Genomic DNA, 12,940 nt, shown 5'->3' with positions numbered 1-12,940 from the left:
CCCTACTCCGCATCCGGTGGCACGACGCCCTTGCGGAAGGCAAAACAGCCATAGAAGCGGCGCTCGCCGGTCTGGATGACGCAATAGGCCTTCTTGGCGCGTTCGTAGAAGGCGTAGCGCTCGACCGAGATCATCGGCCAGGCCTTGCCCTCGGCGGCATCGATCTCTTTTTGCACTTCCTGCTGCACGGCGGGAATGTCGTCCGGCTTGCCGACGATCTCCATGCGCGCGGCCGCGTCGTCGACGAAGGTGTCCAGCGGATAGAGCGAAAGCACCGCCTTGACCACGTCGGCCGCCGACGCATCGATGCGCAGCAGCCGGCCAAGCACGGTCTGGCGCGCCACCGAATCGGACGGGAAATTGGTGTCGGCGATAATCAGATCGTCGCCGTGGCCCATCGCCCGCAGCGCCTGCAGCACATCGGCATTGAGCAGGGGATTGATTCCTTTGAGCATGGTATTCCTCGCGAAGTTTGCTGGGGCGAAATCAAAGACGCTTGCCGGTCTCTGCGTCGAAGAGATGCACCTGGTCGAGCCGCGGTTTCAGCTGCAGTGTGTCGCCCGGCTTGAAGTCGTGGCGCTCACGGAACAGCGCCACCATCTCGCCCTCGCCGAAGCGCAGGAACACCAACGTCTCGGAACCGGTCGGCTCGACCACCGAAATCTTCGCCGAAACACCATCTGGATGGATTTCGAGGTGCTCGGGCCGCACGCCGTAGACGACATTGCGGCCATCTTCCACGGCACTCTTGGCAGCAATCGGGAACGGCGTCCCGGCGATCTCGACGACGGGCTTGTCGCCCTTGCGCACGACGCCCTTGAGCAGGTTCATCGAGGGCGAGCCGATGAAGCCGGCGACAAACAGGTTGGCCGGCCGGTCGAACAATTCCAGCGGCGCGCCGACCTGCTCGATGCGACCGTCGCGCATCACCACGATCTTGTCGGCCATGGTCATGGCCTCGATCTGGTCGTGGGTGACGTAGATGGTGGTGGTCTTCAGTCGTTGGTGCAGTTCCTTTATCTCCGTGCGCATCTGGACACGCAGCTTGGCATCGAGATTGGAGAGCGGCTCGTCGAACAGGAACACCTGCGGGTTGCGCACGATGGCGCGGCCCATGGCGACGCGCTGGCGCTGGCCGCCCGAGAGCTGGCGCGGATAGCGCTTGAGGTAGGGATTGAGGTCGAGGATGTCGGCGGCCCGCTTGACCCGCTCAGTGACCACCGCCGGGTCGGTTTTGCGCAGCTTGAGAGCGAAGGCCATGTTCTGCTCGACCGTCTTGTGCGGATAGAGCGCGTAGTTCTGGAACACCATGGCAATGTCGCGCTTGGCCGGCGGCAAATGGTTGACGACGCGCTCGCCGATGGCGATGGTGCCGCCGGAGACCGTTTCCAGCCCCGCTACCATCCTCAGCAACGTGGACTTGCCGCAACCGGAAGGCCCGACCAGCACCACGAACTGCCCGTCGGCGATGTCGACGCTGACATCGTGCAGAACCTTGACGGTTCCGAACGCCTTGGCCACATTGCGGATCGCGACTTGAGCCATCATTCCCCCTTTGGTTGCCGTGAAGCTAAACAACGCAAACGGCGAGGGCAAGTCGGTCTCTTATAGATAAAAAACCCATTCACGTTGACACCGCACTTCGTTGTGCGAATAGTGACAGTGTCCGGCTTATGACCCTGTTCCGGGCGCACCGGTACGCTTGTCCGGGACTGAATGCCAAGCGTCGCGGGAGGGAGAATTCGGGCCGCTATTTACGAGAGTCGCTGTCGTTGGGGAACATAATCGGCGCTCCATCATCTGAACCAAATTCACGATTGACCTTCTGGGAGGAACGAGATGAAAGTCAGCCTTTATAACCAATTTGTCCGCGCCGGGGCCACCCGCCGCGACGTGCTGAAGGGAGCGGCCAGCATGGCCGCCCTCGCCGCGGCGTCTGGCGCCGGGCTTGGCGCCCTGACGCGCCCGGCCGCGGCCGCCGATGACCTGCGTGCGCAGATCCTGCAGATTCCGGGCGTCGGCAAGGGTCAGCCGACCGATGCCGATTTCCAGCAGGTCGGCGAGCTTTGCCTGGGAGCCACCAAGGCCAATGTCAAGGAAGGCGAATTCGCCGGCGTTGAACTCACCTTCATGGGCCTCAACAACCAGAACCTGCACAATGTGCTGTTTCGCGGCTTCCTGAAGCCGTGGGAGACCTATACCGGCGCCAAGATCAACTGGATCGACCTGGCGCAGGCTGACTACAATCCGCGTCTGCAGCAGGCGATCGCTACCAACACTATCGACTTCGACATTGTCGAAATGGGCGCACCGTTCGAAGGCGACGTCTGCGGCAAGGGCCTGACTTCGGAGATGCCCGACTGGGTCAGGACGCAGATCGATATGGATGACCTGGTGGCCTATCTGAAACCTCCCGTCGGCACATGGAACGGCAAGCAGTATCGTGTGACCGTCGACGGCGACGCGCATAACTTCAACTACCGCACCGATGTGTTCGCCGATGCCGATCTCGCCAAGGCGTGGAAGGATGGGGGCGGCGAAGGCGAATGGGGCGTGCCGAAGACCTGGCAGCAAGTGCAGGCGGTGACCAAGTTCCTCAAGGGCAAGCAGGTGAACGGCCAGGACGTCTATGGCTATCTCGATGCGCCCAAGCCCTGGGGCGGTTTCGGCTTCTACTTCCTCGGCAGCCGCGCCAGCGCTTACGCCAAACATCCCGACGACAAAGCCTGGCTATTCGATCCGGACACCATGAAACCGCGCGTCAACAACCCGGCCTGGGTCCGCGCGATCCAGGACGTGATCGATGCATTGCCTTCCGAACCGCAAGATCAGATCAATGCCGACCCGAACCAGACCTGTTTCTCTCAATTCCTCGGCGGCACCGGGTCGATGCTGGTTTGGTGGGGAGACGCTGGCTCGAACGTCAAAACCAACGACTCGTCGGTCGTAGGGGACGTCACCGGCTTCTCGATCCTGCCGGGCTCGGACGATGTCTATAACTCCAAGACCGGCCAGTGGGACAAGCTCGCCAGCGGCCCAAACCATGCGCCGAACTGCGCCTATCTCGGCTGGGGCGTCTACGTAATGGCGCGCGTCGACAGCGACGAAAAGAAGAAGAAGGCCGCCTGGTCGGCCGCCGCTCATCTCGGCGGCAAGGACCTGTCGCTCTGGTGCGCGGCCTATCCGTCGGGTTTCCAGCCCTACCGCAACTCGCATTTCAACATTCCGGAATGGGTGGCAGCGGGCTACGACGAAGCGTTCATAAGCTCATATCTCAAGTCGGAAGCCGACAGCTACAACCATCCGAACGCGGCGATCGAGCCGCGTATCCCCGGCATCTTCCAGTACTACAGCGCCGCCGAGGACATTTTGGCCAACACCTTTGCCGGCAAGATGAAGGCGCAGGAAGGTGCCGATGCCATTGCAGCGGCCTGGGAGAAGATCACCGACCAGATCGGCCGCGACAGCCAGATCAAGCTCTACAAGGCCTCGCTAGGCATGTAGGCTGAGATCGTGAAACTGGTTCGGCGGCGCACAGCCGCCGGATCTGACCTTTACCGACTTGGCCTCGACCGGCTCAGCCGGTCATCGAGCCTCCTGTGAACGGGCAAGAACGCGTGGCTGACCGGACCCTGGCTGACCAGACTTTGTCGACAAGTGAATGGCCGGCAGGCGCCGCGCCATCCGACCTGATACCGCGGAGCCGCAAACGGCTTGGCTGGGCTCTGATGGCTGCTGCGACGCTCGGCCTTCTGGCGGTGATCGCGCTGCAAATCCTCTACAAGAGCGAGGTCGACGCTATCGGCTTCGAGACCTGGCGGCCGGTGGTCTACGCCTATGTGCTGTGGGGTGTCGCACTCGGCATCGGCCAGGTGCTGACGCGCGGCGAGGACGGCCAGCGCGCGCTGTTCCTGCTGCCGGCGCTGCTGTTTACCATTGCCATGGTGATCTTCCCGACCCTGTTCGGCTTCTACATCGCGCTGACCGATTGGAACCTCAGTTCTTTCAGCGGACGGCAGTTCAACGGGCTCGACAATTTCTGGCAGATGCTGAACGACGCCTATTATCGCAACGCGCTGTTCAACATGGTGCTCTACGTGCTGGCGGTGTTGGTCGAATATGTCATCGCCTTCGGCCTGGCGCTCCTGCTCAACGCGCAGATTAGGGCACGAAAATTCTTCCGCGTCGTCTTCCTGCTGCCGTTGATGCTGTCGCCGGTGGCGGTGTCGTGGATGATCGGAAAGTCGTTGATGGAATACCGCTTCGGGCCTGCCGCGACGCTGGCGCGCCATCTCGGCTGGGAAAACCCGGCCTTCTTCTCCAACCCGATCACCGCCCGGATCTCGATCATGGTGCTCGACGCCTGGACCTTCATCCCGTTCATGATGATCATGCTGCTCGCCGGCCTGCAGGCGATGTCGCGCGAAGTGCTCGAGGCGGCGCGTGTCGATGGCGCCACCCCATGGCAGACCTTCTGGCAGGTCACCTTCCCGCTGATGCTGCCGGTGTCGGTGACGGCAGTCATCCTGCGCATCATCTTCAAGCTGAAGCTCGCCGATATCATCATCACCGTCACCTCCGGCGGCCCGGGCGGCGCTACCGATTCAGTGTCGAGCTTCATCTACCGCGAATATCGCGATCGATCGAATGTCGGCTACGGCACGATGCTGGCGATGGCCTATTTGATCATCATCATCGTGTTCGTGACCTGGCTGCTGAAATTCGCCAGCCGCTTCGTGCGCAACGTGAACTGATCGGGCCGGCAAGATGAGCGTTCAGACCACGGACTATGCAGCTTCCGAAATTCGCTCGCCGGCGAGCTTCGTCGCCAATCGCGTCTTCATCTACGGCGCGCTCATCTTCTGGGCCTTCCTCTGCCTGTTTCCGATCTATTGGACGATAACCACTTCGTTCAAGACCGCGGTCGACGTGACCCAGGGCCATCTGATCCCGTTCGTCGACTTCCAGCCCGACTGGAAAGGCTGGCGGTCACTCGGCCTCTCTCCGGACTCGATCTTTCGGACGTCGACGGTTCGCGACGAATTTATCAAGCGCTTCATGAATTCGGTCATCACTTCGGTCGGCGCCTCGAGCCTGGCGATCGTCATCGGCAGCCTCGCCGCTTACGGACTGACCCGCTATCGTTACAAGTTCGCCTGGTTCAGGAACGAGGACATTTCCTTCTTCTTCCTGTCGCAGCTGATCCTGCCGCCGGTGGTACTGGCCTTGCCCTTTCTCGTGCTCTACCGGGAAGTCGGCCTGCTCGACACACGCATCGGGCTGATCCTGCTCTATACGCTGATGGTGCTGCCGATCGTCATCTGGATCATGCGCGACCAGTTCAATTCCATTCCCGTAGAACTGGAGGAGGCAGCACTCGTCGACGGCCTGTCGATCTGGGGCGCTTTCTTGCGCATCGTCATGCCGATCGCGCTGCCGGGCATGGTCGCGGCCTTCATCCTTGCAATGGTGCTGTGCTGGAACGAGTATTTCTTCGCCGCGCTTCTGACCTCGACCGACGCCAAAACCATCCCTGTCATGGTGGCGAGCCAGACCGGCTCACAAGGCATCAACTGGTGGTCGATGGCAGCGCTCGCCACCGCGGCCATCACACCGCTCGCCGTTATCGGCATCGCGCTCGAGCGTTACCTGATCATGGGCATGACGGCGGGCGCGGTGAAATAACTGCGCCAGCCTTCCCTTCTTCCACAACAAGGGAATAACAAGGGAAGAGGGAAAACCGCGCTAACCCGAAAGGGTTGCCCGCAAATGATCGAGGATCATGGCGATCCCTTTTTGCCCCAATTCGGCCGAGGCTTCGGAAGCACTTGCCGTGTACCAGCCGGTGTTGTCGGCGAAGCGGTCGGCATCGACCGCTTCCGGGCACAACGCCAGCATCAGCGACGTCTCGCCGATGCCGGCATGGTCAAACGGGTATTGGGTGTGCATTGAAGCCGGCATCAGCGGATGCACCTGCACCCAGTTGAAGAAATTGCTGCCCTCGGCGTGCTCGGCATAATAGTTGGCCATCGCCGCAGAGCCCCACCAGCCTTCGCCACGTTCTTTCTCCAGGAAGCGGAAGATCGCCTGCCGGCCGGCGGCCTTGAAGGCGAGATCGGTTGGCATGCCGGCAGCAAAATTTTCCGTCTGGTGGTGAATGATGGCGTGGATGTTGCGGAAGCCGATACGCAGCAGGCTGTAGAACAATTCTTCCGCAAATGGCGCCAGCACATTGCCGCCGACCTGCACCGAACCACTGCCCTCCGGTGCTGCAACCGCATAGCTCGCCGCGCCGTAATAGAAGGGCGGCAGAATGACGATCTCGGCTTCTTTTTCGAACAGTTCCAGGCTCTTGATCACCGCCAGCGTGTCCATGCCGACGGCCATGTGCTCGCCATGGTATTCAAGCACACCGAGCGGCAACACGACCGGCCGGTTCTCGACAATCGCCTTGCGGATCTGGTGCGGCAGCATCAATTCGTACCGCATGACAACTACTCCATATTGGTGTGGCGGGCGCGCATCGCTTCAGGCGAGACGCCGGTCAGGTCCCGGAGCTTCAGCACCATCACTTCGAAGAGAACGAACAGCGCGCCTTCGAAGACCGAGCCCATCGGCAGCACGGACGTCTTTTCCGGCCCCTGGTCGTCGGCCATGGTCTGAGCCGGGATAAGCAGTGTGAAGTCGGCCAGCTTCGCGGCAGTGCTGTGGGATTGCGCGGTGAGCAGCAGGACTGTGGCACCGGCCTCGCGCGCGACCCGCATCAAGGTCAGCACCGTCGAGGTCTCGCCCGGGCCGGAACTGGCGAGGAAGACATCGCCCGCGCCCAGGGGCGGCGTGGTCATATCGCCGACAACCGAAACCGGCAGACCGAGGTGATAGAGCCGCATGGCAAAACCCTTGACCTGCAGCGCCTCGCGGCCGCACCCATAGGTGACGATCTTTCTCGCGCCCGCCAAGATGGCGCAAGCGGCGTCGATGCGGCTTTCGTCGATACGTTCCAGCACGGTACCAAGCTCGCTCAGCGCAATCCCAAACAGGTTTTCGCCGGCGTCCCTCATGACTGCACCAGCTTGCAGTTGCCGGAGAACCACTTGAATATGTCAGTCACATCTGCCCCGAACAGCTTGTTTTCATTCATGCTATCACCGCGAAAATCGGTGTCCAACGACACGCAGTGCTTTTGATGTGCCACAGCCGTGATAGTGTCACGGCAAATCGCAAATGAGGAACAACAGTATATGAAGACACGGCATTTCGACCGCATCGGCAATGGCGGCATCACCTTCACCGAGCTCGGCTTCGGCACCGCGCCGCTCGGCAATCTCTACCGCGCCGTCTCCGACGAGGACGCCAATGCCACGCTGGAGGCGGCATGGCGGGTCGGCTGCCGCTACTTCGACACCGCGCCGCTTTATGGGCTAGGCCTAGCCGAAACGCGGCTCAATCCGTTCCTGCGTTCGAAGAAGCGCGACGACTACGTGCTGTCCAGCAAAGTCGGACGCATCATGCGCGCCTGTCCGCCGGATCAGCGCACCGGCATCGGCAAATTCTTCGACACCCCTTCGCGCCGCGAGGTCTACGACTATAGCTATGACGGTATCATGCGCTCCTTCGAGGCCTCGCTGGAACGGCTCGGTGTCGACCGCATCGACATCCTCTTCGTGCACGATGTCGACGTCTTCACGCATGGCAGCAAGGAAGCCTCGGACCAGCGCATCCAGGAATTCATGAGCTCCGGCTACTATGGATTGCTGGCATTGCGCGACCAGGGCGTGATCAAGGCGTTCGGCGGCGGCATCAACGAGTGGCAGGTTGCCCAGACGCTGGCCGAGCGCGGCGATTTCGATCTGTTCCTGCTTGCCGGGCGCTACACGCTGCTGGAGCAGGAGGCGCTGCAGTCTTTCCTGCCGCTATGCCAGCAACGCGGCATCGGCATCGTTCTCGGCGGGCCTTACAATTCCGGCATCCTGGCAACCGGGCCGAAGCCCGGCGCCTACTACAACTATTCGAAGGCGCCGCAGGACATCATCGACCGCGTCACCCGTATCGAGGCCGTCTGCAAGCGCCACGGCGCGCGCCTGATCGAGGCGGCGCTGCAGTTCCCGCTGCTGCATCCTTCCGTCGTCTCGGTAATCCCCGGCGGCCAGTGGCCTGGCGAAGTCGAAAGCAATCGCTCGCTGCTCGACGCGAAGCTGCCATCGGCGCTGTGGGCCGATCTCAAGAAAGAAGGCTTGATGCGCACGGACGCGCCGACGGCGTAGCGCCGTCCTTTCCAACAGAAAAGAAAAACCGGATATGCCGGTTCTTCTTTTCTCTGAAAGACTTAAGGAGGCGCTTAGTTGACCGCGTCCTTGAGGCCCTTGCCGGCCGAGAACTTCGGCACGGTGCGCGCCGGGATCTTCACTTCCGCACCGGTCTGCGGATTGCGGCCGGTCGACGCGGCGCGTTTTGACACGGTGAAATTTCCGAAGCCGACAAGCCGGACATCGCCGCCCTTTTTCAGTTCGCCGGTGATGACGGAAAACACCGCATCAACCGCCGACTGCGCGTCACCCTTCGAAATACTCGCGGCATCGGCGACAGCGGATACCAGTTCGTTCTTGTTCATAAAAATTCCCTTCCATGAGAAAACCGGAACACTCGACTCATCCGGCAGGAAACGGACTTTAGAAAGAAGCGCCCCGGCAACCAAGTCGAAAAGCGCCAAGAAAGTTGAAAAAAGCCCGGAAATCTGCGGTTCTTCACATGAAAAAGCCGGGCTCAAGGCCCGGCTCTCTCTTTGTGCATTGCAACTTTAGCAAGCGCTAATGCGCCAGCGATTTACCAGCTTCGTCTGCGACATCGACCACGGCCGGCGCATTAACGGGTTCGACCCACTGGATCGGTTCCGGCATGCGCACCAGCGCATGGCGCAACACTTCACCGACGCGTGAGACCGGAATGATTTCCATGCCGCTCTTCACGTTTTCCGGAATCTCCGCCAGATCCTTGGCGTTCTCTTCCGGGATCAGCACCTTCTTGATGCCGCCGCGCAGTGCGGCAAGCAGCTTTTCCTTAAGGCCGCCGATCGGCAGCACCCTTCCGCGCAGCGTGATCTCGCCGGTCATCGCCACATCGGCCCTGACCGGGATACCGGTCAGCACCGAAACGATTGCCGTCGCCATCGCCACGCCAGCCGACGGTCCGTCCTTCGGGGTTGCGCCCTCCGGCACGTGGACGTGGATATCGCGCTTATCGAACAGCGGCGGCTCGACGCCGAAATCGATGGCCCGCGAGCGGACGTAAGAGGCCGCCGCCGAGATCGATTCCTTCATCACATCGCGCAGATTGCCGGTCACGGTCATGCGCCCCTTGCCGGGCATCATGACGCCTTCCACCGTCAACAGCTCGCCGCCGACTTCCGTCCAGGCGAGCCCGGTGACCACGCCGACCTGATCGTCGCTCTCGACCTGGCCGAAGCGGAAGCGCGGAACACCAAGGTAATCGGCAAGATTGTCCGCCGTGATGTTGATCGTCTTCTTCTTCGTCTTCAGGATCTCGGTCACCGCCTTGCGCCCGAGCTTCATCAGCTCGCGCTCCAGGCTCCTGACGCCCGCTTCACGGGTGTAGGTCTGGATGATGCCGCGGATCGCGTCCTCGCCGACGGAGAACTCCTTCGGCTGCAATGCGTGGTCGCGGATCACCTTGGGCATCAGGTGACGCTTGGCGATTTCGATCTTCTCGTCCTCGGTGTAACCGGCGATACGGATGATCTCCATGCGGTCCATCAAGGGCGCAGGGATGTTCAGCGTGTTCGCCGTCGTCACGAACATCACGCTCGACAGGTCGTATTCGACCTCGAGGTAATGGTCCATGAACGTCGAGTTCTGCTCGGGATCGAGCACCTCGAGCAAAGCCGATGACGGATCGCCGCGGAAATCCTGGCCCATCTTGTCGATCTCGTCGAGCAGGAAGAGCGGATTGGATTTCTTCGCCTTCTTCATCGACTGGATGACCTTGCCGGGCATCGAGCCGATGTAGGTGCGCCGGTGACCGCGGATCTCGGCCTCGTCGCGCACGCCGCCCAGCGCCATGCGGATGAACTCGCGACCGGTCGCCTTGGCGATCGACTTGCCGAGCGAGGTCTTGCCGACACCGGGAGGTCCGACGAGGCACAGGATCGGCCCCTTCAGCTTCTTCTGGCGGCTCTGCACGGCGAGGTATTCGACGATGCGGTCCTTGACCTTGTCGAGGCCGAAATGATCCGTATCGAGCACGTTCTGGGCAAAGGCCAGATCCTGCTTGACCTTGGAGTTCCTGCCCCATGGGATCGACAGCAGCCAGTCGAGATAGTTGCGCACCACGGTCGATTCAGCCGACATCGGCGACATCGTCCGCAGCTTCTTCAGTTCGGCTTCCGCCTTTTCGCGGGCCTCCTTGGAAAGCTTGGTCTTCTTGATACGCGCCTCGATCTCGGCGGCCTCGTCGCGGCCGTCCTCGCCCTCGCCGAGCTCCTTCTGGATCGCCTTCATCTGCTCGTTGAGGTAGTATTCGCGCTGTGTCTTCTCCATCTGGCGCTTGACGCGCGAGCGGATGCGCTTCTCGACCTGCAGCACCGAGATTTCGGCTTCCATGAAGCCCATCGCCTTTTCCAGCCGTTCCTTGACGGACAGCGTGGCAAGCATCTCCTGCTTCTCGGGGATCTTGATGGCAAGATGCGAAGCGACCGTGTCGGCGAGCTTGGAATAGTCGTCGATCTGGCTGGCGGCACCCACCACTTCGGGCGAGATCTTCTTGTTCAGCTTGACGTAGTTCTCGAAGTCGGTGACCACGGAACGCGCCAGCGCCTCGACCTCGACCTCTTCCTCATCCGGTTCGACCAGCGCCGCAGCACGGGCTTCATGGAAGTCGGGACGGTCGGTGAACGCGACGATTTTCGCACGCGAGGCACCTTCGACCAGCACCTTCACGGTGCCGTCCGGCAGTTTCAGCAATTGCAGCACATTGGCGAGCGTGCCGATGTCAAAGATGGCATCGGGCTCCGGATCGTCGTCGGCGGCATTCATCTGGGTCGCGAGCAGGATCTGCCTTTCCTGACCCATCACTTCTTCCAGCGCCTTGATCGACTTTTCACGCCCGACAAAGAGCGGAACGATCATGTGCGGGAACACCACGATGTCGCGCAGTGGGAGGACTGCGAAGACGCCGTCGCTGGGAGCCTTGGATAATTTGGCCATTGTCCAACCTTTCATGTCGCGGCCGCCAATCGGCCAACCGCGAATCTCATATTAACGACCGAGGATCGTTCCGCCTACCACCGTTTGTGACGGGAGTTTTACAGCACAGAATTCGGCACCACGGCCTTCTGCCATTAGTTGGAGGCACTGAGGGTAAAGATCAAGGGTCAACACGGTCCGTACCTCCAATCCGCACCCAGCACGCGGCGCCATGCGCGGTATGCGACAGCAAAACGGCGCCCCGCGGCGCCGTTTCAGAAAAATCCATTGCCGGCTCACGTCAGGCGCTGACGTTGCCCTTCTTCTCCTTCTGCTCGGAATAGATGTAGAGCGGCCTGGCGTTGCCTGACACCACCTCTTCCGAAATAACCACTTCGCGCACGCCTTCCAGTGCCGGCAGCTCGAACATGGTGTCGAGCAAGATCGCTTCCATGATCGAACGCAGGCCGCGTGCGCCGGTCTTGCGCTCGATGGCGCGCTTGGCGATCGCCGAGAGCGCGTTCTCGTGGAAGGTCAGGTCGACATTTTCCATCTCGAACAGCCGCTGATACTGCTTGACCAGCGCGTTCTTCGGCTCGGTCAGGATTTGGATCAGTGCCGGCTCGTCGAGATCCTCCAGCGTCGCCAAGACAGGCAGACGGCCGACGAACTCGGGAATGAGGCCAAACTTCAAGAGGTCCTCAGGCTCGACCAGGCGGAAAACATCGCCGGTGCGGCGATCCTCGGGCGAAGCGACGATAGCGCCGAAACCGATCGAGGTCTTCCTGCCGCGATCCGAGATGATCTTGTCCAGCCCGGCGAAAGCGCCGCCGCAGATAAATAGGATGTTGGCGGTGTCGACCTGCAGAAATTCCTGCTGCGGATGCTTCCTACCGCCCTGCGGCGGCACGGACGCGACAGTGCCCTCCATGATCTTCAAAAGTGCCTGCTGCACGCCCTCGCCCGATACGTCACGGGTGATCGACGGGTTGTCCGACTTGCGCGAGATTTTGTCGATCTCGTCGATATAGACGATGCCGCGCTGGGCGCGCTCGACATTGTAGTCGGCCGACTGCAACAGCTTCAGGATGATGTTCTCGACGTCCTCGCCGACATAACCGGCTTCGGTCAGCGTCGTCGCGTCGGCCATGGTGAAGGGGACGTCGATGATGCGGGCCAGCGTCTGCGCCAGCAGCGTCTTGCCGCAGCCGGTCGGGCCGATCAGCAGGATGTTCGACTTCGCCAGTTCGACATCGTTGTTCTTGCCGGCATGGGCGAGGCGCTTGTAGTGGTTGTGGACGGCCACCGACAGCACGCGCTTGGCGTAGGGCTGGCCGATGACGTAGTCGTCGAGAACCTTGAGGATTTCCTGCGGTGTCGGCACGCCCTCGCGCGACTTCACCATCGAGGTCTTGTTCTCTTCGCGGATGATGTCCATGCACAGTTCGACGCATTCGTCGCAGATGAACACCGTCGGCCCGGCGATCAGCTTGCGCACTTCGTGCTGGCTTTTGCCGCAAAACGAGCAATAAAGCGTGTTCTTGGAATCACCGCTGTTGTTGCCGACCTTGCTCATTTTCCTGTCCTTTCATGGCCGCCCGCCGATGGTCTGGTTGAAAGGGCGCATATTCAATCTATCGCGGGAATCCGCTGCCGCCAGTGCCCCGGCTCCCGCAACGCATTCCGTACGAAACACAAATCGGAAAACGGGGCAATGATTCGAACAACCCCACGCAAAGCTA

The 12,940-nt window shown here is 61.3% G+C and carries 11 protein-coding genes; 4 read left to right on the top strand and 7 right to left on the bottom strand.

Annotation, left to right across the window (positions count from 1 at the left end; all coding sequences use genetic code 11):
- Nucleotides 1–2 precede the first annotated feature (2 nt).
- Together NKI63_RS07000 and NKI63_RS06995 are read right to left on the bottom strand one after the other, a co-directional pair.
- Nucleotides 3–455, bottom strand: a complete 453-nt coding sequence (locus tag NKI63_RS07000) for an RbsD/FucU family protein (protein ID WP_023674665.1) — start codon at nt 453–455, stop codon at nt 3–5.
- Between the two features lie 31 nt (nt 456–486).
- Nucleotides 487–1,545 (bottom strand): ABC transporter ATP-binding protein, encoded by a 1,059-nt coding sequence (locus tag NKI63_RS06995; RefSeq protein WP_352506462.1) that lies wholly within the window; start codon nt 1,543–1,545, stop codon nt 487–489.
- Nucleotides 1,546–1,839: 294 nt separating this feature from the next.
- Here NKI63_RS06995 and NKI63_RS06990 point away from each other — a divergent pair, with 294 nt between their 5' ends.
- The 3 genes from NKI63_RS06990 (at nt 1,840) to NKI63_RS06980 (ending at nt 5,685) form a co-directional block, all read left to right on the top strand.
- Entirely contained in the window at nt 1,840–3,504 is a 1,665-nt protein-coding gene (locus NKI63_RS06990) for an ABC transporter substrate-binding protein (protein WP_352820820.1), read from the top strand.
- A gap of 128 nt (nt 3,505–3,632) precedes the next feature.
- Nucleotides 3,633–4,754, top strand: a complete 1,122-nt coding sequence (locus NKI63_RS06985; RefSeq protein ID WP_352820974.1) for a carbohydrate ABC transporter permease — start codon at nt 3,633–3,635, stop codon at nt 4,752–4,754.
- Nucleotides 4,755–4,767: 13 nt separating this feature from the next.
- On the top strand, nt 4,768–5,685 hold the full coding sequence (locus tag NKI63_RS06980; RefSeq protein WP_352820817.1) for a carbohydrate ABC transporter permease: 918 nt from the start codon (nt 4,768–4,770) through the stop codon (nt 5,683–5,685).
- A gap of 60 nt (nt 5,686–5,745) precedes the next feature.
- Here the strand turns inward: NKI63_RS06980 and NKI63_RS06975 are convergent, their stop codons facing one another.
- Nucleotides 5,746–6,489: a creatininase family protein gene (locus NKI63_RS06975; RefSeq protein ID WP_352506465.1), complete on the bottom strand. Its 744-nt coding sequence runs from the start codon at nt 6,487–6,489 to the stop codon at nt 5,746–5,748.
- Between the two features lie 5 nt (nt 6,490–6,494).
- The gene (gene hxlB / locus NKI63_RS06970) at nt 6,495–7,061 is read right to left on the bottom strand and encodes a 6-phospho-3-hexuloisomerase (protein ID WP_352506466.1); all 567 of its coding nucleotides are present in this window, start codon (nt 7,059–7,061) and stop codon (nt 6,495–6,497) included.
- 180 nt (nt 7,062–7,241) lie between these two features.
- Between hxlB and NKI63_RS06965 the strand changes: the two genes are divergently transcribed.
- Nucleotides 7,242–8,264 (top strand): aldo/keto reductase, encoded by a 1,023-nt coding sequence (locus NKI63_RS06965; protein WP_352506467.1) that lies wholly within the window; start codon nt 7,242–7,244, stop codon nt 8,262–8,264.
- Between the two features lie 74 nt (nt 8,265–8,338).
- On the opposite strand, the gene NKI63_RS06960 is transcribed toward NKI63_RS06965, so the two are convergent.
- The 3 genes from NKI63_RS06960 to clpX all read right to left on the bottom strand — a co-directional run bounded on the left by NKI63_RS06960 (nt 8,339) and on the right by clpX (nt 12,774).
- The gene (locus NKI63_RS06960; protein WP_006201846.1) at nt 8,339–8,611 is read right to left on the bottom strand and encodes an HU family DNA-binding protein; all 273 of its coding nucleotides are present in this window, start codon (nt 8,609–8,611) and stop codon (nt 8,339–8,341) included.
- Nucleotides 8,612–8,807: 196 nt separating this feature from the next.
- Nucleotides 8,808–11,219 carry an endopeptidase La gene (lon, locus tag NKI63_RS06955; RefSeq protein ID WP_254817728.1) on the bottom strand — a complete coding sequence of 804 codons (2,412 nt, stop codon included), beginning with the start codon at nt 11,217–11,219 and terminating at the stop codon, nt 8,808–8,810.
- Nucleotides 11,220–11,499: 280 nt separating this feature from the next.
- A complete protein-coding gene (gene clpX / locus NKI63_RS06950) occupies nt 11,500–12,774 on the bottom strand; it encodes an ATP-dependent Clp protease ATP-binding subunit ClpX (protein WP_006332719.1) in 1,275 nt (424 codons plus the stop codon).
- Nucleotides 12,775–12,940 lie beyond the last annotated feature (166 nt).

The organism is Mesorhizobium sp. M0410, from assembly GCF_040321435.1.
GTDB lineage: Bacteria > Pseudomonadota > Alphaproteobacteria > Rhizobiales > Rhizobiaceae > Mesorhizobium.
The sequence above is the reverse complement of the archived record's forward strand: the minus strand, read 5'-3'. Positions and strand labels throughout refer to the sequence as shown.

Excerpts from the sequence above, each read along its gene's own strand:
- lon (WP_254817728.1), bottom strand. The coding sequence starts at position 11,219 with ATGGCCAAATTATCCAAGGCTCCCAGCGACGGCGTCTTCGCAGTCCTC.
- NKI63_RS06960 (WP_006201846.1), bottom strand. The coding sequence starts at position 8,611 with ATGAACAAGAACGAACTGGTATCCGCTGTCGCCGATGCCGCGAGTATT.
- NKI63_RS06980 (WP_352820817.1), top strand. The coding sequence starts at position 4,768 with ATGAGCGTTCAGACCACGGACTATGCAGCTTCCGAAATTCGCTCGCCG.
- NKI63_RS06995 (WP_352506462.1), bottom strand. The coding sequence starts at position 1,545 with ATGGCTCAAGTCGCGATCCGCAATGTGGCCAAGGCGTTCGGAACCGTC.
- NKI63_RS07000 (WP_023674665.1), bottom strand. The coding sequence starts at position 455 with ATGCTCAAAGGAATCAATCCCCTGCTCAATGCCGATGTGCTGCAGGCG.
- NKI63_RS06975 (WP_352506465.1), bottom strand. The coding sequence starts at position 6,489 with ATGCGGTACGAATTGATGCTGCCGCACCAGATCCGCAAGGCGATTGTC.
- hxlB (WP_352506466.1), bottom strand. The coding sequence starts at position 7,061 with ATGAGGGACGCCGGCGAAAACCTGTTTGGGATTGCGCTGAGCGAGCTT.
- NKI63_RS06990 (WP_352820820.1), top strand. The coding sequence starts at position 1,840 with ATGAAAGTCAGCCTTTATAACCAATTTGTCCGCGCCGGGGCCACCCGC.
- NKI63_RS06965 (WP_352506467.1), top strand. The coding sequence starts at position 7,242 with ATGAAGACACGGCATTTCGACCGCATCGGCAATGGCGGCATCACCTTC.
- clpX (WP_006332719.1), bottom strand. The coding sequence starts at position 12,774 with ATGAGCAAGGTCGGCAACAACAGCGGTGATTCCAAGAACACGCTTTAT.